This is a genomic window from Alphaproteobacteria bacterium, from assembly GCA_026400645.1.
GTDB lineage: Bacteria > Pseudomonadota > Alphaproteobacteria > Paracaedibacterales > CAIULA01 > JAPLOP01.
In genome coordinates this window covers 1-23,631 of record JAPLOP010000028.1, presented here as the reverse complement: position 1 = coordinate 23,631, position 23,631 = coordinate 1, and the positions used below count along the sequence as shown (strand labels likewise).

Here is a 23,631-nt window from a genome sequence, read left to right as displayed (position 1 = left end):
ATGAGAGAGGATAAAGTATGGATACCAACAAACTAGAAACCGTTCAATTGGAAACGCTCAGTTTCGAACAGGCTATGCTGGAACTTGAAACGCTTGTTAAGCGACTAGAGGAAGGGCGATTACCGTTAGAGGAAGCAATTGGCGCGTTCGAGCGAGGTTCCCACCTGAAACGGCATTGCGAACAAAAATTAGAGGCTGCAAAAATGCGTGTTGAGCAGATCACCATTTCCAATGATGGCAAGGATGTTCGAATTGAGGAAATGCGCCTGGCATAAAATTACCCCAAACGCCATTCACGCCACTTAGAAATTATTTTAGTACAATTATAGTAAAAATTTGCTAAACTGGTACCAAAATATTTATTCCCTGTTTGGTGATGTGTGTTGTCGAGCGCTAGAAAAAGAACAGATCCTTGGATTGCTGAAAAAAACCCATCCGAAAAGGATCTGTGGGAAGATACGTTTTCAACATGGTGGAAGGGAGCTACGTCTCCGCATGAGCAACCTTTTTCCACCCACCAAAGGCAAGAAGCTCCCGCCCAGAAAACCCAGAAACAAGCTCACCATAACCAGCCAAAATATCCCGGGGAAAGCTTTACATCAGCCGATTATTTTACAGTTTCTGCATCGTTGAATCAAAAAAGAAAACCACGAAAATCAGCAAAACGTACCCATAAAAAAACAGACACAATTGCTTGTACGCTGATTGAGTCCGGAAAAAGGCTGTCCGCCATCAGCCAAACCATCAAAGAGCAGTACATACAAAAGGAGATCTTTTTTGCCATGAACAAATTATCAATTACTGCATTAATAACAGGTCTTATGTTTTTGGGGGCCTTGTTCTTTACAAGCGGATTTTTAATGGCATTTAATCTTTATGGAATGGGAGGGGGCGTTGCAAGACCTGAAACATTGGCGGCGGCGCAACACCTGCCCAGCGCTAATATCGTGGCACAGCGCCGATTGGCATCCGCACCTGCTGTGAATCAAAACCTTACAAACCAAAATGACAATCGAAGACCAAGCAAGGTTGCCGCACCCTACGCCGTAATTGGCGGGGTCAATATGGTCCCCAATCCCCATTTGCCCAGCGCCATGATACAGCCTCGGCCCCAGGTTCAACAAATGCCTGCTCAACAAATGCCCGTCAACAATTATACTGGTCCGATTGCGCAACAGCAGGCTCCTTATGGTGCGCCATTGCCCGTCCAGGGATACGGTCAGGCTTATTATCCAGCTCCTGCCGCCATGCAACAACAACAGCCCATGATGATGGCATATCCCGCCCCAAGTTATCCAACACAACAACTGCGATAAGGGTATAGTTCATTTGAAATTCTGCCATGAAACACCGATGCGACTAGCCATCCAGATGTCTTTTGAAAAAATGCAAGACGGCTCAGGGGGGCCATTCGGGGCCGTTATTGTTTTGGATAACAAAATTATCGGGCAGGGATGGAATCAGGTAACATCCGCCAATGATCCAACTGCCCACGCAGAGGTTGTCGCCATACGGAATGCCTGCGCCCATATTTCATCTTTTAGTCTTGCCGGGGCCACCCTTTACACAAGCTGCGAACCCTGCCCCATGTGCCTGGCGGCAGCGTATTGGGCGCGCGTTGACGCTATCTTTTATGCGAACACACGCCAAGATGCTGCATCCATTAATTTCGATGATGATTTCTTTTATCAGGAAATCGCCAAACCAATAGAATCGCGCCAGGTCCCAATGCAACAACTTTTAAGGCACGAAGCCATCGACGTTTTTGCAGCCTGGACAAAAAAAATTGATAAAATCGCGTATTGATGACCTGCGCCATTTCCACAAAAGACAAACAACGCAGGCCATCATCAGATTTTACGAAAAGAGTCCTAAGTTAGTTGCCGAAGATCGACCGTGGTTGTCTCGGGCATCGAAAAATATTTTCTGCCCCTCGTACAATGTGTTCCATCCTGCCTTGCGCACGGTTGTTATATGAACAAAGGCATCTTCGCCTCCGCTCTCTGGTGTTATAAATCCATATCCTTTGGTTTGGTTAAACCATTTCACCGTTCCTGTTAGCATGGAATTTCCTCCTCCATTAAACTTAACTTGCACGTAAGTCTATACACCCCTATTTTTAAGAAATCAACCCCCTTTGGTAAAAAAATATAGGTGATAAAAGAAATCAAATGCTCATGGAGATTGGCCTGACTTTTATGGTCTGCTTACTCGGACTTTGGTTGCAAGAAAGCATCCTGATGGCAATCACAAATAACCGTTAGCCTGATACACAAGAAGCGGAAGCTTGAACTTTTCAGGGATGATACTATTTTGCACGAGGTAATCAACGGCTAACTTATAATTGCTTGCGGTATTAAGATCCAAGTGAGATGTGCCTGTTAGCTCTTTTATATACCAAGCAAACCACGCAACAAATCCATTTTGCCTCATTGATTCCCTTGGAGGATTCCCGTATTTTTTGTTCGCTTCACTTATGGCTGAATCATAAATTAGGTCAAGCCTTTGATAAACAAGCATATGGTGATTACGCCCTACGGTAAGACTGCCATACAGCATCTCTTGAATCTGTTTTTTAACAATAATGGCATCTTGGTAATTGATACCCGGCGCAGCATCAAAATTTCTCTCTCGAAAAAAATTAAAAAATTCTTGATCAAAGGCGCCTCTATTTGCGCTCCAGTTTATTTGTTTGGATCTTGCTATCTCGGTAAAGATCTCATACAAAGCAATTAATGGTTTTTCGCTGACATCAAGATTGAACCATTGCTCTGGATTAAAGTTGCGGATCATTTCATCAAGAATATCACGGGGTTCAACGGCTTGTTTTTTCTCCTCCTCCGGGGCTACTGCTGCAATGGAAGCTTTAGCCACTATTTCGTTATTATGGCGAGGCCTAGGCGCATGATTTTCAAGCATAGAGGCCGCTATCGCTAAATTCAATTGCCGATCCTCCTCGGCATTGATGCGCGCAGCCTGAGCGCTTAATAGAGGTGCCCTTAGCCCCATATTTTGGTATTGTTCATTGCTGACAAAAGGAAACTGATCAACCGGAAGAGCATTCCTTCCATTGCCATATTGGTTCACCGAAACAGGAGGGCGCCGATTTGCCAACACAACAGGGTTATTGTCCCTAGGTCCACAAATAGCCCACAAAGGCTGAATAATCAGCAAACTCAAAACTATGGCCCTGGAAAGAAAGTTAAACATCATACTTGTCCTTATTTTAAGAATATATCATCGTAGTAAATTCAATCATATACACGAACATATTAACAAATCGTTAAAGGGTCGCGCCAATTCACAATCTAACAAGGCGGACGCAAAGCCTTATTCATCCGGAACTCGCACAATCACCACAATAATCATTGACGAGCGGCCAAATCCGTTATAAAAAGGATACATATGGCGGGTGTAGCTCAGGTGGTTAGAGCGCCAGGTTGTGGTTCTGGAGGCCGTCGGTTCGAGACCGATCACTCGCCCCACATATTTTAAGAAGCCGGTTTAGCTCAGTTGGTAGAGCAACTGATTTGTAATCAGTAGGTCGGGGGTTCGAGTCCTCCAACCGGCACCAGAAACCAATTCGCACCGAATATTGTGCATATTATTAGTTACCTAGGAACTTAATGTCTAAAGAAGACCTGATAGAATTTAGTGGCGTCGTTGTTGAATTACTCCCGAATGCTACGTTTCGTGTTAAATTAGAAAATGACCATGTCATCCTTGCGCACACATCTGGTCGCATGCGGAAAAATCGTATCCGGGTTTTGGCTGGTGATCGCGTGACAGTCGAGATGACCCCTTATGATCTGTCAAAAGGACGCATCACGTTTAGGCAGAAATAAGTTTCTGTCTTTTACAATCAAAGCTTGGAGAAATAATGTTCCGCATGAACGAATAAAGCATGCGTGACCATCCGATATTTATTTGCCTTGAGCAATCCCCCCCTCTAAATAACGCCATTTTCATAAAAAACAATAAGCCCCTAGCGATTCTCTTGATTTCGCAAGCTTAAAATTATATATTACTAGCAGACTGACGTTGATGCTGCTAACGTGGCCGCGTCAGAAAATAATAATATTCAAATTTTGGAGAGAGAGCGATGGCAAAGGTAATTGGTATTGATCTTGGGACAACGAACTCATGTGTTTCCGTTATGGAAGGGGCAACCGCAAGGGTCATTGAAAATGCAGAAGGGGCCAGGACAACACCGTCCATGGTTGCTTTTACAGAAACCGGAGAAGTGCTGGTCGGTCAGGCGGCAAAACGCCAGGGTGTTACAAACCCAGAAAACACATTATTTGCGATTAAGCGCCTTATTGGCCGTCGCTTTAATGACCCGATTACCCAAAAAGACGTCAATCTAGTCTCGTATAAAATAGTGGCTGGTGATAATGGTGATGCGTGGGTCGAATCACGTGGCAAAAAATACAGCCCAAGTCAAATCAGCGCCAATATCTTACAAAAAATGAAAGAAACAGCTGAAGCATACCTGGGCGAAACCGTCACACAGGCCGTGATTACAGTGCCAGCCTACTTTAACGATTCCCAACGTCAAGCAACAAAAGATGCCGGTCGAATCGCCGGACTAGAAGTCTTGCGTATCATCAATGAACCAACGGCAGCAGCCTTGGCTTATGGTATGGAGAAAAAAGCCACCGGAATATTTGCTGTTTATGACCTTGGTGGTGGAACATTTGACGTATCAATCCTTGAAATTGGGGATGGTGTGTTTGAAGTTAAATCAACCAATGGGGATACGTTCCTGGGAGGTGAAGACTTTGATGCGCGCATTATTGATTACGTTGCTGGTGAATTCCAAAAAGAACAAGGGATCGACCTTCGTAAAGATCGCCTTGCCTTGCAACGCTTAAAAGAAGCCGCAGAAAAAGCAAAGATTGAATTGTCATCCTCTGTTCAGACAGATATCAATCTGCCGTTTGTGACAGCAGACGCCAGCGGCCCAAAGCATTTAAATGTTAAATTGACACGCGCTAAATTTGAATCCTTGGTTGAGGACCTCATTCAACGAACCGTCGAACCCTGCAGGGCCGCACTAAAAGACGCTGGTCTTTCGGCAAAAGACATTGACGAAGTCATTATGGTTGGCGGAATGACCCGCATGCCAAAGGTTCTGGAAACGGTCAAGACCTTTTTCGGTAAAGAACCCAATCGTGGCGTAAACCCAGACGAAGTGGTTGCCATTGGCGCTGCCATTCAGGGCGCCGTCCTTAAGGGGGATGTCACGGATGTTCTTTTGTTGGATGTAACACCACTGTCCCTTGGGATTGAAACATTGGGCGGATTGTTTACGCGTCTGATTGATCGCAACACAACCATTCCAACCCGCAAAAGCCAAACGTTTTCAACCGCAGAAGATGGCCAAACGGCCGTTACCATTCGCGTATTCCAGGGGGAACGTGAAATGGCGGCACAAAACAAAATCTTGGGACAATTTGATTTGATGGGTCTGCCATCGGCACCACGGGGCGTTCCGCAGATCGAGGTTACCTTTGATATTGATGCCAACGGTATCGTCAAGGTTTCCGCCAAAGACAAAGCAACCGGGAAAGAACAGCAAATCCAAATCCAAGCCTCTGGTGGATTATCGGATGCTGATATTGATCGTATGGTTAAAGAAGCCGAATCCAATGCTGAGGAAGACAAAAAACGCCGCGAAGTGATCGAAGCCAAAAATCATGCAGATGCCATTGTTCATACGACAGAGAAAAGCCTGCAAGAACATGGCGATAAATTAGATGCAGCTGACAAAGCAACGATCGAATCTGATTTGGCAGCCCTGAAAGAAACCCTAGAGGGTGAGGATGCTGAGGCGATTCAGGAAAAGACAATGGCCCTTACCCAGTCATCTATGAAGATCGGGGAAGTCATGTATAAGGCTCAGCAAGAGGCCGGCGCCGCCCCAGCCGAGGGTGAATCAGCCCCCGTCGTTGATGCAGAATTTTCCCATGCTGATGAAGATGGACATAAAGACGGAAAGTAAATCCAAGTTGTCATTCCCGTGAAGACGGGGATGACAATAAACAATAACCAGGCAAAACCAACAAGACGGATACTGCCCCATAACCAAGAATAGAAAATGTCTAAAGATCTTTATAAAACACTCGGCGTTAGCAAAACCGCCAGCTCAGACGATATCAAAAAAGCTTATCGCAAGCTGGCAATGCAGCATCATCCCGATCGAACCAAGGGCGACAAAAAGTCTGAACAAAAGTTTCGGGAAGCAACCGAAGCCTATGAAATTCTGATGGATGATCAAAAACGGGCAGCCTATGATCGATATGGCTCTGCCGCGTTCGAGCAGGGTGGATTTGGAAACCAACAACAGCAACACCCCGGCGGTGGATTTGGATTTGCTGGCGGTCAGCATGGTGGGTTTGGGGCCAGTTTTTCCGATATCATCGACGAAATGTTTGGTGATTTGGGTGGCAGCGCCCAGGCGGATGCCTTTCAGCAACCAGGATCGGACATTCGCTATAATCTAGAAATCTCACTAGAAGAAGCGTTTAGGGGCACAACAGCGCGCGTTAAATATGCCACGGGCGTTGCTTGCGATCCCTGTAAAGGGACAGGCAGCGACGGTGGAGCGCATCCTGTTATGTGCCCAACGTGTTCTGGCAGGGGGAAAACGCGCCTGCAGCAAGGGTTCTTTACCATTGAACGGGCATGCCATTCCTGTGGCGGAAGCGGCCGTATGGTTTCCAATCCATGCCGATCCTGCAATGGTACAGGAAAAACGAGGCGAGAGAAAAACCTAGAGGTCAAAATACCCCCAGGGGTTGAGGATGGAACTCGAATTCGCGTCTCAAGAGAAGGCGATGCGGGCCTTAGGGGCGGACATCCGGGCGATTTATACGTTTTCCTAAGCATAAGCACACATCGTTTCTTTAAGCGTCAAGGTCACGATATTTACTGCAAGGTTCCCATTACAATTATAACAGCATGCCTGGGCGGGGAAATCGATGTTCCGTCCATTGATGGCAGTCATGTTGGGATCAAGGTACCATCCGGAACGCAAAGCGGGCATCAATTCCGTGTCCGGAGCAAGGGCATGTCAGTCATCCGAAACCACGCACGCGGTGATTTAATTGTTGAGGTTACCGTTGAAACCCCGGTGAATCTGACCAAGAAACAAAAAGAAATCCTAAAACAATTCGATGAAACCATGCAAAAGGAACCCAACAATCCACAATCCAGTGGTTTCTTTGCCAAGGTTAAAGATTTTTGGGAAGAATTAGGGAATGGCTAGAGTCCCATATTAAAGAAGAGGGACTCCATTTCCTCCCCGATATCATTGGATTCGAGTTGAAGGGTCGTTATGGTGTTATTATCATTCCGCACAACGTCATAAAGTAATTTCGCCCCTATCACACCAATCTGGTTAAATGCAAGATACAGATGCGTCAGGCCTTTGTTCACCCTCAAACAAAGGGCAAGATGTTCCGCCCCTATATCCCCAATATTGTTATCAGCTAGGTCCAGCTGCTTTAGGGTATTATTCCCCTCCAAAGCATCCGCAATATGTATCACCCCCGAATCCCCCACATCATTGTCATGCAACAGCAAATTAGTCAGGACACGGTTCTGTCGAAGGGCACCAGCAAGGGCTATACCACCCATGGATGTAATGCCACAACCGGAGAGATCCAGGGTTATCAAACTATGACTTAGATCCAAGACCCAAGCAAATACCACCGCCCCAGCATCACCAATATTGGTTCTGGACAAAAGCAACTCTTGTATGGTGTGATTCTCTTTCATAATCCGGGCAAGATAAATCGCCCCACTATACCCCATGCCATTCCCTTCAAAATCCAAGGACGTAAGGTTTCGATTGCACCGAATAGTCCGAACAAGAGTCATCGCCTCCTTTTCCCCAAATTCCGAAAAATCAAAACTCATATGATTCAACTTTGGATTGATTTCTCTTTCATGCAATAAATCTGAAGATTGGCATGAATCATCCGCCGCATATCCGATCACACCCGTAACAAGAAAAACACCTATAATTTGTCTTAAAAAATTCATATACAGATAACCAACTAAATATCTTTAAAGTAATATTTTTTCATTTAATAATTTGTCAATACTTATGTTTTGATTTTATCATTGAATAGAAACATGCATCACTATAACAAGGACCTTTATTTCTTTCCACATTTTATTGTATGATGAGAAATGCATAATTTCACAGAACATCTTGAAACTTTCCATCGTCACCTGCGGGAACGCCATGTCCATGGCATGATTGTGCCCCACGCTGATTGTTTTCAGGGGGAATACGTGGCCCCTTGTGATGAACGCCTTGCCTGGATAACGGGCTTTACAGGGTCAGCAGGCTTGGCAATTATCCTGGAACACAAGGCCGCCTTATTTGTTGACGGACGATACACGTTGCAGGCCCAAAAACAGGTTTCTGCCCATTCTTTTGATATATTGCCCTTAACGCCAGCCTGCATCGGGGAATGGCTTGCGACATATAGTCATCCCGGGAAAATTATTCTTTACGACCCCTGGCTTCATACCATTAATCAGATCACGGAATGGGAAAAGCGAGGGCACCAGTATGGTTTTACGCTGCAACCCTGTGCCCACAATCCCATCGATTTGCTGTGGGATGGGCGACCAGACCGCCCAAAATCGCGAATCCACCCCCACCCTATCGAATGGAGCGGGGAAGAATCCCATGCAAAACGCCATCGTGTATCAAAAATCCTTCATAACGCCAAGGTTGATGCTGTTATTTTGGCATCACCGGAATCAGTTGCTTGGCTTTTAAATATCCGTGGGGATGACGTTCCCCATGTGCCGGTTGCCCACGCGTTTGCGATCTTACATGCCGATGCGTCGATGGATGTTTTCGTGGATTTACACAAGGTCGATCATGATGTTCGAACGTATTGCGGTGACACAATCCGATGGCATTGTATGACCAAGTTTATCGATTACTTCCCTGCTCTTGAGAATCAGCAAATAATGCTGGATCCATCAAAGGTTCCAGTGAAAGTTTCGATGGATCTGGATCACCTTGGAATCAATGTCATTTATGCGGACGATCCGTCAGTTTTACCAAGGGCGATCAAAAACACCACCGAACTTAAAGGGGCCCACGCAGCCCATCGTCGTGACGCCATTGCGATGATTCATTTTCTATCCTGGCTTTCCAAGAATGCCGAAAAAGAACAAATCACAGAATTAGATGCGGCCGCTTATTTATTGGCACAACGACGGGCGCAGCCTTTATTTCAAAATCTTAGTTTTGGAACGATATCAGCAGCCGGCCCCAATGCCGCCATTATTCATTATCAACCAACACCCACCAGTAATGCACCCATAAAAACAGGTCAATTATACCTTGTCGATTCTGGCGGACAATATCCGGATGGAACGACCGACATTACGCGAACCGTTGCTATTGGCGCCCCAACAGCGGAACATAAGGATCGATATACGCGGGTTTTGCGTGGGCATATTGCTTTGGCCCAGGCTGTATTTCCCCGGGGAACCAGCGGGTATCAGTTGGATGGTTTTGCGCGGCAATATTTGTGGGAGGCAGGGCTGGATTATGATCATGGTACGGGGCATGGCGTGGGGAGCTATCTAAACGTTCATGAAGGGCCCCAAGGCATCAGCAAACGGCCAAGTAATGCCACATTACAGCCCGGAATGATTTTATCAAATGAACCAGGATATTATAAGCCCGGCGAGTATGGAATTCGGATTGAAAATTTAATGACGGTCGTTCAATCGTCGCATAGACAAGATGCATTGGAATTCGAAACACTAACACTGGTCCCCCTTGATCGGAATTTGATCGATCTAGATCAACTAACCACGACGGATTGCGCATGGGTGAATACGTACCACGCCCATATTTACAAGCATTTATCACCCCTGGTTCAGGGATCGCCCTTGGAATGGTTACGCCAATCAACCCATCCGCTATAACAGCATTGCATTATTACCCCATAAAACAACTTGCAAACTTTTGTTTTATATGATCTTTTGTGGGCAAATAACCCATAATACGGTGATGTGAATTGAGTAACTTTACAGAATCTTCCAATGCAACTCATGATGCACCTTTTGCTGGCAAGAAATTTCCATCTTTGGCACGAAAGGTTCTCATAACAATTGTTTCCCTTGGCCTGGTCGCCTTGTGTGTAATCCTGCTACTCCGCACAAACCCCGATCTCCTTGCGCCCAATCCCATCAAATCCAACCTGGTCAATCCCACACGGAATTTTCTGCTAGAACGCCCCCAATTATCCCTGCAAATTGAACAAAAACTAAGCGGAAATGATGCAATCAAAACCGTTGCGCTTGTTGGTATTGTTGGAATGGGTGGGGTTGGAAAAACAACACTAGCCCGTCAGTTTGGTCGATCCCACAAAGCATCTGTTGTGTGGGAAATCAATGCAGAAACACACAGCCAATTGATTCGATCCTTTATGGATTTGGCCGGTACTTTTGCAAAAACACGGCTTCAAAAAGAGGAGCTTGAATCCATCCAGACCCTGAAAAACCAGGATGAAAAAGAAAAACAATTATTGTCCCTGGTCAAAAAACACCTCAAGGATCAAAAGGGCTGGCTTTTGCTTTATGACAACGTGAATGCGTTTTCAGAGATCAAGGATTTTTTTCCCCGGGATGAAACCACATGGGGGGCCGGCAAGGTTATCATCACAACACGCGATGTGGCGTTTAAAAACGCTGATTTTATCAATCCCGAAAATGTGATTCATCTTGATTCCTTATCAAGGGCGGATGCCCTCACCCTTTTTACCCGCATTCTTTATGGGCGCAGTTCTTACGATGTAAAACCCGAACAATTTGCTGAGGCAGAAAAATTCCTGGATCATATCCCCTTGTTTCCGCTGGATGTATCCACGGCAGCGCATTACATCAAAAATACACAAATATCGTACGAAGATTATTTGAAAGAAGCCAAAAAGAACAGCCAAGAGTTCGAGAAATCCCAAGAGCATCTGATGAAAGAAACCAGTGATTATATGAAAACACGATATGGCGTCATCGTGTCAGTCATTGACCGCCTGATTCAGGGTAAACCAGAGTTTGAGGACTTGTTGTTTTTGCTGTGCGTGATGGATTCCCAGCAAATCCCAAAGGATGTTCTGTATCATTACAAAGACAAGGATACGGTCGATAAGTTTATCCAGATGATGCGAACCTATTCACTGATGACGAGCCAAGCATCACAAGATTCAGATACCCAGTTCATATCCCTTCACCGAAGCATGCAGGCGATTTGCCTGAGTCATTTATTGCAATCACTGTCGCCAGACCGGAAAGTGGCGATGATTCACTCAATTTCATCTTCGCTGGAAGGTTACATGAAAAAGGTTTTGGATACCGAAGACTGTGAAAAAATGAAGACTGTCATTAGCCACTGGGAAGCCATTTTGGGTCATGCCCCGTTAATATCGGATACCACACAAGGGGCGTTTAAGGGGCAACTGGGAGCTATTTATTTTTACATGGCGGATTATAAAAAGGCAAAGCAAAATCTAGAAGAGAGCCAGGTTTTACTGAATCGTGATTATGATCAGAATTTCGAGCGCATAGCACGAGGCTTAAGTGATTTGGCAAAAGTAGATCAAGAGCTTGGACAATTCAAGGAAATCATTCCTCAGCTTGAAAAAAGCCTCAATATCTACAAAAAACATTTTCAGGAAAATCATGTTTATATCGCAAGAACTCTGGCCCTTCTCGGGAATATGTACAAAAATATCAACAAATTTGAACAAGCCATAGAGCCACTAGAGAAAAGTATTTTTATCTACAAAACATACTACCCAGAAAATTTCGCAGAGCGCGTCCAGGCCATGGTTTTTCTTGGAAATGCATATAGAAACCTAGGCCAATTTGTCAAAGCAAAACAAGCCCTTGAAGAAGGCTTAGAACTTTCTCAGCAGAAAATGTCAAAAGACAGTATTGGTGCCGCGCGCATTCAACGGATGCTCGGACTTCTTTGTGTCAACGTTGGATACTACAAAAATGCCGAAGCTCTATTAGTACAAAGCACACTTGTTTATAAAAAGATGTTTTCCAAAAATCATCCTGATGTTGGTGAGGCATTGCTAATTTTAGGACATTGTTATCGCTGCATGGGCCAGCACGAAAAGGCCGAACCGATCCTTAAAGATAGTCTGAGAATATGTCTGCTGCACTCTGAAACATCCCTCAACACAGTGTGGGCCTTCTTACGCCTTAGTGAACTCTACGCAGCGATTGGAAATTATGAACAGGCACACGATTGTTGCGAAAGAAGCCTTAAAATCATAAATACCCACAGCGACATGAGTCGTATAAATCTTGCCCTGGCTTTAATAATAAAAGGAGAGATCTGTTTATCACAAAACGACTATGATAATGCTGAAAAGTATTTTCAAGATTCATTGGACAGTTTAAAACACCAAAAACACCCCAGGAAACACATTATCTTTGAAAACCTATCTGATCTCTATCTGAAAAAATCAGAAGATGCTACTACCAAAGGCGATGCCCAACAGGCAGCAGACCACAAGATCAAAGCAACTGACTATATAAAACAGTCCTTTGAAATTGCACAAGGTCACCTTCCACCCGATTCACCCCATGTTGCAAGGATCGCAGACAAGATGGCGAAATTGGGTGGGGTAACCTGAGCTCGATGTAAAAAGGACCGAAAGCCCTTATCAAGACTGGTGTTTTAAGGCCTGGGTTGCTTCTTCGGGCGCTTCGCCCTCCTCGCAACGACGTCATTGCGAGGAGCGTAGCGACGAAGCAACCCAGGATTACCAAATGAAAGATGAGGTTTTTGGGGATTATTACGTCGAACTCAGGTTATACTAATTTTCTTTATTCACATCAAAACCTGAGACACCCGCGTGACCCTTCCCTTGACACAGACTTTAGGATTAAAACCAGGGCTTTATATTGTCGCAACGCCGATTGGAAACCTGGAGGATATTACAGTGCGCGCCCTTCGCATCCTCAAAAGTTGTGACTTAATCGCTTGCGAAGACAGCCGCATCAGCCGAACACTGCTTAGCCATTACAGCATCAATAAACCATTGGTCGTGTATCACGACCATAACGCGGACCATATTCGCCCCCGTCTTTTGCAGGATATCAAAGATGGGAAATCGATTGTACTGATAAGCGATGCAGGGACCCCACTTATTTCTGACCCTGGATATAAATTGGTCAAAATGTGTCAGGAAAACGACGTTTATTACACCGTAATCCCGGGGGCCTGCGCCGTTATCAGCGGTCTTGTTTTGTCCGGCATGCCCAGTGATCGGTTTTTTTTCGCTGGGTTTGTGGAATCAGCCAAATTCCCAGCACACCAACGAATTGACGGCACATTGATTTATTACGAATCATCAAAACGTTTGGTAAAAACATTGCAAAAGATGGCGCAAATTTTCAACAACCGCCACGTGACCGTTGTTCGGGAAATCACAAAAATTTTCGAGGAAGCGGTCGCCGGTACTTTTGAAGAAGCGATTTCCCACTTCACCGACCACCCTGCGCGGGGGGAAATTGTGATAACCCTCAGCCCGCCATCACAGACGGAATTGTCTGACGACGATATCAACGCGCTTTTAACCCATCATCTAAAAACAGAATCCGTAAAGGATGCCAGTCGCATTGTTGCAGAGACACTAGGGATTTCAAAAAAACATACCTATCAGCTCGCTTTATTGCAGCTGGATTTATTGCGGGCGAAGTCCTAGTATTAAACAATGTTTACGATCTATCTTCAAAAAAATCTAATCACCCTTTTTAGCCTGGGCTTTTGTAGCGGCGTGCCTTTTCTTTTGACGCTTTCGACGCTCAGCTTTTGGCTGTCGGAAATCGGCGTCAGCAAAAGTATCATCGGACTTTTCATGGTCACAAGTCTGCCCTATAGTTTGAAATTCCTTTGGGCCCCAGTTATAGAAAAAGCATCCCTTCCCATTTTAACTACCCTCCTGGGGCAAAGGAAAAGCTGGGGCCTTGTATCCCAAATCGGATGCTGCTGCATGATTGTGGCGCTGGGCCTAAGCAATCCCGCGACAAATCTTTTGTTTTCTGGGTTTTGCGCCTTTGGAATTTCGTTCTTTGCGGCGACATTAGACATCATTGTTGATGCATACCGCATTGATTTGCTCGATAAAAAAATGGCCGGAGCAGGAGCCGCCGCCGAATCCATTGGATTTCGATTTGGAATGCTCACCTCTGGTGCCGGAACACTTTACCTGGCAGCATGCTATGGATGGCCCGCGGCTTATTGCCTGACGGCGGTGTTTTGCGCAGTTGGCATTGTCGCCCTTTTATCAATGAAAGAAACCGCCCCCTCTGTATCCATCCCCGACCATTCTGTTGATTTTTCCGCTTCGTGGAAAACACTTGCATCCGGACCATTTTTTATTCAGCTACTGGCTTTTATTTTATTTTTCAAGGTAGGGGATACCGTTTTAAGCGCAATGTCATCTCCATTTTTATTTGACCTTGGCTTTACAAAGGTTGATTACGCAAACGTCACCAAATTTTTTGGTATCGGCATGATGGTCAGCGGCAGCCTGGTCGGTGGGATTTTGATCCACAAAATGGGAATAACGCGGTCCCTTGTCTTGTGCGCCATTTTGCAGGGATTATCATGCTTCATGTTTGTTGTTCAATCCTGGGCCGGCTGCAATATGCGCGTTCTTGTTGTAACGATTGGCGTTGAAAGTTTTTGTTCTGGATTGTGTTCAGCGGCTTTTATTTCCTATCTTTCGCGATTTTGCGTTCGCCCCTTTACAGCCAGCCATTTTACATTGCTTTATTCCATCGGATCACTTAGTCGTGTTTTGGTTTCTGTTGTTTCTGGGGTGGCAGCCGATTTATTGGGATGGACAACCCTATTCTTTATTGCTAGCCTGAGCGCTGTCCCAACCCTCTATTTCCTCACCAGAATAGGGAAAAAAGAAAAGAAGAAAAGAACCCGGAACACACATGACTAAAAATCCAAAAGACACTCCAAAACAGGCCCGATTGGTGGCAGCATTACGCAAAAATTTGATTAAGCGAAAGCAGCAACAACAGATGCGCTCCGAACCAAAGGGGGATGAATCCCCTGCAGATTCTTCTCTCCCGTCACCCCGCGACTTGATCGCGGGGCCCATGGATCCCGTGGTCAAGCCACGGGAGGACTTGGGAGCTCTTTAGATGAAATTGTTTTTCGTGAGTTTGAGCCAAAAAGGAAGAATAACAGAGTGAATCTTTTCCGTGCCGCAACAACGGTTGGCGGCTATACCGCCCTCAGCCGAATTCTGGGATTGGTGCGTGAGATCCTAATGTCGCACATTTTGGGCGCGGGGATGATTGCCGATGCCTTTATCGTTGCGTTTAAATTTCCCAATTTCTTTCGACGTTTCTTTGCCGAGGGGGCGTTTAATGCCGCGTTCGTACCCCAATTCGCAGGGTGCCTGACCACAAAAGGACCCGCCCCCGCTAAAACCTTAGCCACAGACGTATTTTCGGTGATGGCCTGGTTTTTATTCTTTTTTGTTGTGTTTGTTCTGGTATTCACCCCCCAATTAATGCCCGTTCTGGCCCCCGGATTCGCAACGACTCCGGAACGATTGGACCTTGCCATAAAATTTACACGAATCACCTTTCCCTATATTTTGTTCATTTCATTGTCGGCCTTGTTGGCGGGGATTTTGAATTCCCTGGATCGTTTTGCAGCGGCAGCAGCTGCGCCAATTTTACTAAACATCACCATGATCATTGGGCTTCTTTTGACGCCAAATTTATCCCTGGAGCCTGGTATTATTCTGTCCGGCGCTGTTTTTGTGGCGGGAATTTTGCAACCATCATGGTTGTATTATTTTTGTAAACGGGCTGATTTTGCCCTTAGTCTGAAATGGCCATCGTTATCGCCCGATGTGCGTCGCGTCATCAGATTGATGATCCCGGGAATGATTGGTGCCGGCGTGATGCAGATCAACATCATGGTCGATACGATATTTGCATCGTTCCTGACGACCGGAAGTGTTTCGTATTTGTATTATGCAGATCGCCTGAACCAGTTACCCTTATCGATTTTCGGGGTTGCAATTGGAACGGCCCTGCTGCCGCCGTTGTCGCGATATTGGCGCCAAAAAGATTTTGAGAAAGCAAGAGAAACACAGTCCATGGCGCTTGAATTTGCCATGAAATTCACTGTGCCGGCGGCCCTTGGTTTGATTGTATTATCAGATCCCTTGATTCATCTTATTTATGGACATGGTCAATTTACGGCGATGGATGTTGCGAATACTAGCCCCACATTGGCAGCCTATGCGATTGGCCTGCCCGCGTACGTGGCCGGCAAGGTTTTTTCAACGACGTTTTTCGCTATGGAGGATACAGTGACCCCGGTTAAAGCGGCGCTGGTTTCCGTGCTATGCAATCTGGTCCTGAATTTCATTTTGATGCGTTATTGGGCGCATGTTGGCCTTGCCCTGGCAACATCCATTTCCGCGTGGATCAACGTTGTTCTTTTGGCGGGCTTCTTGAGACATCGCCAACAATTTTCGTTTAACAAAATCCTTTTGCTGTCCCTGTTAAAAATCCTTTTTGTGTCCTGCACTATGGCCACCTTTGTATGGTATTTACAAAATAATTTTATGCCGAAAGACGGTTCTGTGTTTCTAGAGGTTATAAGTGTCCTTGGCTTTGTTAGTGCAGGGGGTGCCTTTTATCTAGGCCTTGGACGCATGATGGGCGTCAACCTTCTTAAGCGAATACACTAAAGCCAGTCCATAAAAAAAGCCACAAACAAGGACGATCGTTGGGCCCGATGGCCAGTTCAAATGGTAAGACAGCAAAAGCCCCCCATAACTGGCTGTCATAGCGATCATGATACTCAGGATAAACATGGGAACAAACCGTTTGGATAATAATTTCGCGGTGCTTGCCGGAACCATCATAATCCCCAATGCCATCAATGTCCCCAAAGCCTGACAACCGGCAACCAAATTACAAACGATCAACACCAGAAACAGCGCATTATAGGCCCCGCTACGCAGGCCCACAGATCTCATAAAAAGCGGATCGAAACAATCATAAATCAACGGATGATAAAGCAGGATCAACGCCGTAATTGTTAAAAGCGATGTAGTTACAATAAAAACCAGCGAACTCTTGTCAACGGCCAGCACATTGCCAAACAAAAGATGCATCAAATTCATGTTGCCCCCCGCGATGGATAAAACCAACACTCCCAACGCCAGGGCTGTGATATAAAAACTGCTAAAGCTGGCATCCTCTGGCAGGACAGTTTTGCGCGCAACCATATTGCTCAGGAACGTGACAATCAGACCCGCAATAATGCCGCCCACTGCCAACCCCGGAAGCCACATCCCAAACAATAAATACGCAAAGGCAATGCCCGGCAATATACCGTGCGAAAGGGCTTCGCCCATCAAACTCATCCGTCGGTGGATAAGCAAAACGCCAACAGGTGGACTTGATAATGCAATCCCCAGGCACGCAATCAACGCCCTTTTCATAAAGACATAATCAGTAAATGGCTGAATGGCTAGTGAAAATAAATCCATACCTCTTATTCGCCCCCAAACATGGATTTAAGCAGATTATCGGGCGTCAGAATGCGAGACGTTTCCCCGTATGCCACAACCCGCTTTGACAAAATCATGGTACGCGTGAAAAACTTTTTAACCAAATGCAGGTTGTGCATCACGGCAATAATTGTTTTCCCCTGGCGGTGCCATTCTGTCAACATATGCAAAAGATCCTTTGTCGTTGGTTCGTCGACAGCAGCAAATGGTTCATCAAGCAGTAAAATATCGGCATCCTGAACTATCATCCGGGCAAACAAAAGCCGTTGAAATTGCCCCCCACTCAGGGCCGTTAAGGCGCGATCCTCGAACCCACCCAGCCCAACCGTTGTCAGGGCCCGATGCAAATCCTGTTTCTTTTCAAGTGGAACACCCGTTAGAACGCCCATTTTTGGCCACAAACCCATGGTGACAACATCCAAAACGCTTAATGGAAAAGAACGATCAATGTTGGAATGCTGCGGCAAGTACGCGACGCGCTTTTCGGGTTTGATGGAAACCTTTCCCTTTGAGGGTAGCAAAAGCCCAGCCATTATTTTCAAAAGCGTGCTTTTCCCTGCCCCGTTCGGCCCAATGATTGCCGTCAGGGACCGCGCAGGAAACGATACAGAGATATCGTCCAGGGCAATCTGCTGATTATATATGTGACGAATAGTTGTAAGTTTTATCATGTCTGCTTTCTGCTTTTGATCTATCGCTTCGCCAACGCATTCATTATGATGATATACCTAATCTAAATGAAAGTGGAAGAGATGAAAAAAATAGCGGTCCTTGGTTTATTATGCACGGTAGCTTTGGTGGCGTTTTTCAATTGGAAAAGCCCTGGGAAAGCCCCCACGATAAACGAAAACAAATTGCGTATCGGCGTTGTTGCGGGGCCACATGCAACCATCATGGACCACGTTTCAAAAATGGCCAAAAAAGATGGCCTGACGATTGATGTTGTGGAATTTAATGATTTTCTGTTGCCCAATGCAGCCCTGGACCAGGGAGAGATTGACGTAAATTGTTATCAACACAAACCCTTTTTAGATGAACAAATCAAAAGCCGGGGATATAAAATCCAAAGCCTGGCCCAAAGCGTTTTAATGCCCATGGGGATTTATTCAAACAAGATCAAGGATCTGGGAACGTTAAGCGTTGGCAGCAAGATTGGTATTCCAAACGACCCAACCAATGGAGGTCGGGCGCTGCTGTTGCTTCAAAAAGCGGGGGTCATAACCTTAAAAGCATCGACCAACCCCAGTGTCCTAGACATCGATCACAACCCAAAATCCATCAAAATTGTTGAACTGGAGGCCCCTCACCTTCCAAGGTCATTAGATGACTTAGATGCCGCCGTGATTAACACGGACTGGATTGTTGTAGCCAATATCAACCCGAAAAGCACCCTGTTTAACGAAGACAGAAATTCCCCCTATATGAACATTATTGCAGTCCGAAAGGGGGACGAAAAAAACCCCACAATTCAAAAGTTTGTCGCCCTTTATCAAAGCCCAGAAACAAAAGATTTTATTGATAAGGAATTTAAAGGGGTTGTTATTCCCGGCTGGTAGCCGCTTCTGCAATTTTGACTGAGTCCTGAAAATTGGGATATCAAAGAAGGTCGACGACTCGGGGGTATTGTGATTGATTGAGATGGCGTGATTAGGCTTCGATCCCGGGAAGAGATAAGCCCTAGCTCATCATCGCTCTCGCTACTGCTTGCCATGCTACGACTTGCATCAGAATACCTTCTTCTATTTTCGGTTTGGCCGCTTGATATACTGGACGTGCGACTGTTGTTTGTGTCCGGGCTATTATTCGATACCGTGCTCTCAATTGACGGCGGATTGAGCACACTCACCGTACTCGGTGGCGGAAGCGGGGTCTGCGGGGGCTCAAGCTCAAACGGAAACACATCGTCGTCATGCCAATCATTATCATGAGAGGTTGTTGATTGTATTTTTTGCTCTGCCTCTTGGTCTGGCATACCACGATCAAGTGAGGCAAACGAACAACACGGGGTCTTAGGCCGATTAAGATCAAAGCTCGAATAGATAGGAGAATGAGTAATCTTGACTTTGGGCTGAATTTCACGGGCTGATTCAATTTTAACTGTCTGGGAAACGCTGGCCGACGCAGCCATGCTAAGGTGCCGGAAAGAAGCGACAGTCTTTAAAGGTTTGGCAGGGGCAGAATCAGTGGTGTAACGCCTACGGGAGGATCCTTTTTTCTTTAGTGTTGGCATTTCTGGCTCTTCTGCATCAAAGAATGAAAAAACGTGGTCCGAGTCCATAGCCCATCCAGGAAAGGAAAACGACCCAACACAACCCATTAATAAAAGATTTTTTAACATACGCATACTCATAAAAAACGATTTCCCCCTAAAAAAATTCTTGCTATACCCTTATCTAGGATTTGAGAACATAATCATCTAAATGTCAAGGTTTCTGCAGTCGTTCTCCAGGGGCGCTTTCCTAAGGTTTCCCCCAAGTTTATGACTCTGACAAGCCCGTCTTTGACCCGGATAAATTGCGTCCCTTTTTGCTTGAGGGTGAATCGATCGATTAATATACTTGTGAAATTTTTTTTGCGGCAATATCGCCACAGGTATCCATTGCCCAAAACAATTGCATCCTTTGTGCACCACGTACGAATGGTGCTTTTAAAAGTCAAATCCGGATAATCCTTGTTCCAATAATAGGGGTTGGAAACCAGGGTGATTTTCTGATCAGGCTTAATGGGAATAATGATGATCGGATTTGGCCAGGGTTCAATCCTGGAAAGACCAAGCTCCTTTACCCATTGTTGCGCAAAGAAATATCCTGCCTTTAATGATGACGCATACAATTTGCCAAGTGATCGATACGCCATGATGCTGCCGTCCCCGGCCATATAAATGTGGGGATGGTGATCGACATTTATAATGAGCAACGCAAGAACAATGGGCACCAACCCCAACCAGCGTCCTAATTTTTGCCACAAGCAAATCCACAAACCACCCCCCAAAATAAGGGCGACAAAACCGGGCGGTGGAGACGCCACAAGGATACCAGACCCCGGCAATCCAGCGACGCTGTGCGATACAGCCACCAAAAAATGAATGCCACGCCCCCAGATATCAAACATCCAATCAGCCCCACCAAAACCCAATGACAGAACCGAAAACAATGCAGCTGGCATAATCCATAGGCTTGTCAATGGAATAGCCAACAGATTCCCCATGATCGCCTGCGCCGTCAACCGATTGAACGTCGCCATCACGAATGGCGTGGTCGCCAACGTCGCAACAATGGTTGTGATCGTAACGCCAACAGAATACCCGATGGGGCGCCTGTACCACCCACCGGCCGCAACCCAATTTCGCAAAGGCTGCCACCCTGATTCATAGGCCGCGATCAGCGCCACAACGGCCGCGAATGATAACTGAAAACTAATCGACAGAATGCTTTCGGGGAAAATACACAAAATAAACGTGGCGGCCAGGGCAACCGATCGCATAGACAACGGGTTACGATCCATAAAAACACCCAGCATCACAAGGCACGTCATAATAAATGCACGCTGCGCTGGAAACCCAAATCCCGAAATGGCCAAATAAATACTTGTGGCCACAATTGTCACGCACGCGGCCCATTTTTTAATCATAAACCGTTCCGCAACCGGGGGGATTAGCACCAAACCACGGCGGACAATAAAAAACACAAACCCGGCAATCAGGCTAATGTGAAGCCCGGAAATCGCCAATATATGGGCAATCCCAGCATCGGTGAAATCTTGGCGCACGGATGATGGAATACCTGAGCGATCCCCCGTCACAAGGGCCGCAGCAATTTCGCCAGCGGTGCCAGGAATCCGCGTTCGAAGTTGCTTAGTCAAAAGATACCGCCACTTTTGCAAGGATGTTTCCGTCTTGCCCTTGATAAGGTGGCATTGGTTTTTAACGCGTCCAACAGCACCGACGCCGGCAAAGTAGGAATGAATTTGGGCATCATATCCATACAAACTGACGGGTGGTGGAACCGGCAATAAATCAACCAAGCATTGGACATAATCACCGGGCTTTTGATCGAATAAATTTGGCAAAGCAGTTAACCGTACGGCTGTTGGGGTGCGGCCTGCCGGCTGATTTTCATATGTTAGCTTGGTTAAAACAAACCGTCTTTTTCCCCCGTTACGGGAATTGGGGTGATCCACTTCGCGCACAAGGCCAGAAAGCACTACACCCTTGGCTGGTTGTTCCAACATCGGGGTTGCTAGTCTGTGCGTCCGAATAACGATCGCCGAAAATCCAATACAAACACTGATCATTCCAGCGACAATGAAACGCCACAATGGCGCAAAGGACCAACGAATGCTTAGAAAAAACCAGATACCGCTCAAGATCACTATGCAGGGAAAGATAACGATAAGCGTTTCCCTGAGCGGGGGTTCAAATGGGAGCTGGAAATAAAACCAAATCCCCAGCCCCATGCCAATGGGCCACCACAGAAACCACCGATGCTCCTGGCTTGAAAACAAAACTATTCAGGATTCATAAGGGCTGCTGCCCCAAATGGCACAACAAGGCGCAAAAGCACAAGATTCGATGTCCGATGATCTTGCAATCGTGTTACCATTTGCAGACAAAGCTTCCAGGCTCCATCTTTGGGCGCCATGCTCATGTTTAAACTTGGCGTCAGGGTTTTCAGGCTGGGGGACGGATCTTGGATTAAGAATCCCGTCTCAGGGGAACTATTTACAAACACCATGTCGTTAATTTTCGGACGATTTAAATTAAATGATATTGACATTTCCCCCGTTGCCTTTAGGGTCCAGTTTTCTGTTATCCACCGACGACGAATACCCAAGCCCATGTTCACATCAACGGTATCGTAAGCAAGGGGTGCATGAGAAAATCCGTTCGGGCCCCCATCACGGTCCTTAAAAGCACGTCGAGCTGTATTGCCCCAAACAAGGCCAGCATAAGGCTTTATTGAAAATATCGTTTTATGTGATGTGTCATCTTTCCATTTGAATTTATAGGCTATTTGCTGATCCACTGTAATGCGATCTGTTTTGGGGCGAGCATGACTATACATAGAATTACCTGTCGGATTAGGCACAACACGTTGATCGTTTGATACAGTATGCGATGCTGTTCCATATGTGTTTAATTCCCCCTCCCTCCAAAAGCTGTGGCTATAATACAGCGTGGATAGGGCGGTTTTTCCCTTCATTATATTGTTGGGCTGAATTTGCTCATGAGATTCACCAAGAGTTCCCCCAATTGCCAGATTAATAAAATTTTCCTGCGCAGCATCACGCCATTCAACACCGGTCAGGATCCCCTCCTGGTAATCTTTACTGGCGGGCGATAGATCTGTTTTCTCGTTTTTTCCGGTGGAAAACAGACCCGCAACAAAGAATCCCCAATTACTATCCTTTGGTTTAATAACGATGGGTTCTTGGTTTGTTTGTTCACTCAGCATATACCGGATCGTGGGGCGATCAGATGGCGTTGATTGACGTTGAAAACCCTTGAACCTTTGCAAAAGAATGGCTAACTTTTTGGCAGAAGCGGCGAAGTCATTACCTGCTGGCGGGGGTCCATCGGGTGTGTATCCCGGTTCATCGTCAAGTCGTGACGGAGTTTGTAGTGAAGGGCTTTGGACAGGCGCAACGGGCGCAGGAACGCACTGCCCATGTGTCCCAGCGAGCGGTATATTTATGTACCCGGGGGGACAGGGATTGGTTGCAGGACCAGGACCACTACCCAACACAACTTTGTTTTCCAAACATAGGATCAGCAAAGACCATAACAGGACTGTGAAATATTTTTTTGCGTTGCCTAAGCTCTGTCTCTGAACTCTAAATACCTCAGAAATCCGAGTGATATACCCGTCTTTTTCTTGTCGGTTTATAAGAATGATCCCGTCATCCCGCGACTTGATCGCGGGATCTATGTATTCCGTTGTGGATCCCGAGATCAAGTCGCGGGATGACGGGAGGAAGTCTTGGGTGATGCGGAGCTTGGGGATAGCGCCTAATG

20 protein-coding genes and 2 tRNA genes are annotated in these 23,631 nt (G+C 46.1%); 15 read left to right on the top strand and 7 right to left on the bottom strand.

What is annotated here, in order from left to right:
- Positions 1-17 precede the first annotated feature (17 nt).
- From NTX76_04615 to NTX76_04605, 3 genes are all read left to right on the top strand, one after another.
- Positions 18-275: an exodeoxyribonuclease VII small subunit gene (locus NTX76_04615; GenBank protein MCX7338544.1), complete on the top strand. Its 258-nt coding sequence runs from the start codon at positions 18-20 to the stop codon at positions 273-275.
- Between the two features lie 105 nt (positions 276-380).
- Positions 381-1,316 carry a hypothetical protein gene (locus NTX76_04610; GenBank protein MCX7338543.1) on the top strand — a complete coding sequence of 312 codons (936 nt, stop codon included), beginning with the start codon at positions 381-383 and terminating at the stop codon, positions 1,314-1,316.
- A gap of 37 nt (positions 1,317-1,353) precedes the next feature.
- Entirely contained in the window at positions 1,354-1,806 is a 453-nt protein-coding gene (locus NTX76_04605) for a nucleoside deaminase (protein MCX7338542.1), read from the top strand.
- Positions 1,807-1,857: 51 nt separating this feature from the next.
- On the opposite strand, the gene NTX76_04600 is transcribed toward NTX76_04605, so the two are convergent.
- On the bottom strand, positions 1,858-2,064 hold the full coding sequence (locus NTX76_04600; GenBank protein MCX7338541.1) for a cold-shock protein: 207 nt from the start codon (positions 2,062-2,064) through the stop codon (positions 1,858-1,860).
- A gap of 183 nt (positions 2,065-2,247) precedes the next feature.
- Entirely contained in the window at positions 2,248-3,210 is a 963-nt protein-coding gene (locus NTX76_04595) for a hypothetical protein (protein ID MCX7338540.1), read from the bottom strand.
- A 198-nt stretch (positions 3,211-3,408) separates the two neighbouring features.
- Here NTX76_04595 and NTX76_04590 point away from each other — a divergent pair.
- From NTX76_04590 to dnaJ, 5 genes are all read left to right on the top strand, one after another.
- Positions 3,409-3,485: transfer RNA gene (locus NTX76_04590), tRNA-His, on the top strand.
- A gap of 13 nt (positions 3,486-3,498) precedes the next feature.
- A tRNA-Thr gene (locus NTX76_04585) sits at positions 3,499-3,574 on the top strand.
- Between the two features lie 52 nt (positions 3,575-3,626).
- Positions 3,627-3,845: a translation initiation factor IF-1 gene (gene infA, locus NTX76_04580; protein ID MCX7338539.1), complete on the top strand. Its 219-nt coding sequence runs from the start codon at positions 3,627-3,629 to the stop codon at positions 3,843-3,845.
- 257 nt (positions 3,846-4,102) lie between these two features.
- On the top strand, positions 4,103-6,004 hold the full coding sequence (dnaK, locus tag NTX76_04575; protein MCX7338538.1) for a molecular chaperone DnaK: 1,902 nt from the start codon (positions 4,103-4,105) through the stop codon (positions 6,002-6,004).
- A gap of 96 nt (positions 6,005-6,100) precedes the next feature.
- The gene (gene dnaJ, locus NTX76_04570) at positions 6,101-7,270 is read left to right on the top strand and encodes a molecular chaperone DnaJ (GenBank protein ID MCX7338537.1); all 1,170 of its coding nucleotides are present in this window, start codon (positions 6,101-6,103) and stop codon (positions 7,268-7,270) included.
- On the opposite strand, the gene NTX76_04565 is transcribed toward dnaJ, so the two are convergent.
- Positions 7,267-8,049, bottom strand: a complete 783-nt coding sequence (locus NTX76_04565; GenBank protein MCX7338536.1) for a hypothetical protein — start codon at positions 8,047-8,049, stop codon at positions 7,267-7,269. The genes dnaJ and NTX76_04565 overlap by 4 nt on opposite strands.
- 150 nt (positions 8,050-8,199) lie before the next feature.
- On the opposite strand from NTX76_04565, the gene NTX76_04560 reads away from it, so the two are divergent.
- The 6 genes from NTX76_04560 to murJ all read left to right on the top strand — a co-directional run bounded on the left by NTX76_04560 (position 8,200) and on the right by murJ (position 16,790).
- Entirely contained in the window at positions 8,200-9,969 is a 1,770-nt protein-coding gene (locus NTX76_04560) for an aminopeptidase family protein P (GenBank protein ID MCX7338535.1), read from the top strand.
- Positions 9,970-10,061: 92 nt separating this feature from the next.
- Positions 10,062-12,689, top strand: a complete 2,628-nt coding sequence (locus NTX76_04555; protein ID MCX7338534.1) for a tetratricopeptide repeat protein — start codon at positions 10,062-10,064, stop codon at positions 12,687-12,689.
- A gap of 222 nt (positions 12,690-12,911) precedes the next feature.
- Positions 12,912-13,763, top strand: a complete 852-nt coding sequence (gene rsmI / locus NTX76_04550; protein ID MCX7338533.1) for a 16S rRNA (cytidine(1402)-2'-O)-methyltransferase — start codon at positions 12,912-12,914, stop codon at positions 13,761-13,763.
- Between the two features lie 9 nt (positions 13,764-13,772).
- Positions 13,773-15,014 (top strand): MFS transporter, encoded by a 1,242-nt coding sequence (locus NTX76_04545; GenBank protein ID MCX7338532.1) that lies wholly within the window; start codon positions 13,773-13,775, stop codon positions 15,012-15,014.
- Positions 15,007-15,219 (top strand): hypothetical protein, encoded by a 213-nt coding sequence (locus NTX76_04540; protein MCX7338531.1) that lies wholly within the window; start codon positions 15,007-15,009, stop codon positions 15,217-15,219. The genes NTX76_04545 and NTX76_04540 overlap by 8 nt, the downstream gene beginning before the upstream one ends.
- A 47-nt stretch (positions 15,220-15,266) precedes the next feature.
- Positions 15,267-16,790, top strand: coding sequence for a murein biosynthesis integral membrane protein MurJ (gene murJ, locus NTX76_04535; protein MCX7338530.1), 1,524 nt, complete (start codon positions 15,267-15,269; stop codon positions 16,788-16,790).
- Here the strand turns inward: murJ and NTX76_04530 are convergent.
- Positions 16,740-17,597 (bottom strand): metal ABC transporter permease, encoded by an 858-nt coding sequence (locus NTX76_04530; GenBank protein MCX7338529.1) that lies wholly within the window; start codon positions 17,595-17,597, stop codon positions 16,740-16,742. The genes murJ and NTX76_04530 overlap by 51 nt on opposite strands.
- 5 nt (positions 17,598-17,602) lie before the next feature.
- Positions 17,603-18,289: an ABC transporter ATP-binding protein gene (locus NTX76_04525; protein MCX7338528.1), complete on the bottom strand. Its 687-nt coding sequence runs from the start codon at positions 18,287-18,289 to the stop codon at positions 17,603-17,605.
- Between the two features lie 81 nt (positions 18,290-18,370).
- Here NTX76_04525 and NTX76_04520 point away from each other — a divergent pair, with 81 nt between their 5' ends.
- The gene (locus tag NTX76_04520) at positions 18,371-19,174 is read left to right on the top strand and encodes a MetQ/NlpA family ABC transporter substrate-binding protein (GenBank protein ID MCX7338527.1); all 804 of its coding nucleotides are present in this window, start codon (positions 18,371-18,373) and stop codon (positions 19,172-19,174) included.
- 856 nt (positions 19,175-20,030) lie between these two features.
- Here NTX76_04520 and NTX76_04515 read toward each other — a convergent pair.
- Positions 20,031-22,121, bottom strand: coding sequence for a ComEC/Rec2 family competence protein (locus NTX76_04515; protein MCX7338526.1), 2,091 nt, complete (start codon positions 22,119-22,121; stop codon positions 20,031-20,033).
- A gap of 2 nt (positions 22,122-22,123) precedes the next feature.
- A partial coding sequence (locus NTX76_04510) for an autotransporter outer membrane beta-barrel domain-containing protein (protein ID MCX7338525.1) occupies positions 22,124-23,631 on the bottom strand: 1,508 nt, incomplete at its 5' end.

Coding starts and splice junctions, on each gene's coding strand:
- NTX76_04545 (MCX7338532.1), top strand. CDS start 13,773: ATGTTTACGATCTATCTTCAAAAAAATCTAATCACCCTTTTTAGCCTG.
- dnaJ (MCX7338537.1), top strand. CDS start 6,101: ATGTCTAAAGATCTTTATAAAACACTCGGCGTTAGCAAAACCGCCAGC.
- NTX76_04520 (MCX7338527.1), top strand. CDS start 18,371: ATGAAAAAAATAGCGGTCCTTGGTTTATTATGCACGGTAGCTTTGGTG.
- NTX76_04595 (MCX7338540.1), bottom strand. CDS start 3,210: ATGTTTAACTTTCTTTCCAGGGCCATAGTTTTGAGTTTGCTGATTATT.
- infA (MCX7338539.1), top strand. CDS start 3,627: ATGTCTAAAGAAGACCTGATAGAATTTAGTGGCGTCGTTGTTGAATTA.
- NTX76_04525 (MCX7338528.1), bottom strand. CDS start 18,289: ATGATAAAACTTACAACTATTCGTCACATATATAATCAGCAGATTGCC.
- NTX76_04560 (MCX7338535.1), top strand. CDS start 8,200: ATGCATAATTTCACAGAACATCTTGAAACTTTCCATCGTCACCTGCGG.
- NTX76_04530 (MCX7338529.1), bottom strand. CDS start 17,597: ATGGATTTATTTTCACTAGCCATTCAGCCATTTACTGATTATGTCTTT.
- dnaK (MCX7338538.1), top strand. CDS start 4,103: ATGGCAAAGGTAATTGGTATTGATCTTGGGACAACGAACTCATGTGTT.
- NTX76_04565 (MCX7338536.1), bottom strand. CDS start 8,049: ATGAATTTTTTAAGACAAATTATAGGTGTTTTTCTTGTTACGGGTGTG.
- NTX76_04600 (MCX7338541.1), bottom strand. CDS start 2,064: ATGCTAACAGGAACGGTGAAATGGTTTAACCAAACCAAAGGATATGGA.
- NTX76_04605 (MCX7338542.1), top strand. CDS start 1,354: ATGCGACTAGCCATCCAGATGTCTTTTGAAAAAATGCAAGACGGCTCA.
- NTX76_04615 (MCX7338544.1), top strand. CDS start 18: ATGGATACCAACAAACTAGAAACCGTTCAATTGGAAACGCTCAGTTTC.
- NTX76_04540 (MCX7338531.1), top strand. CDS start 15,007: ATGACTAAAAATCCAAAAGACACTCCAAAACAGGCCCGATTGGTGGCA.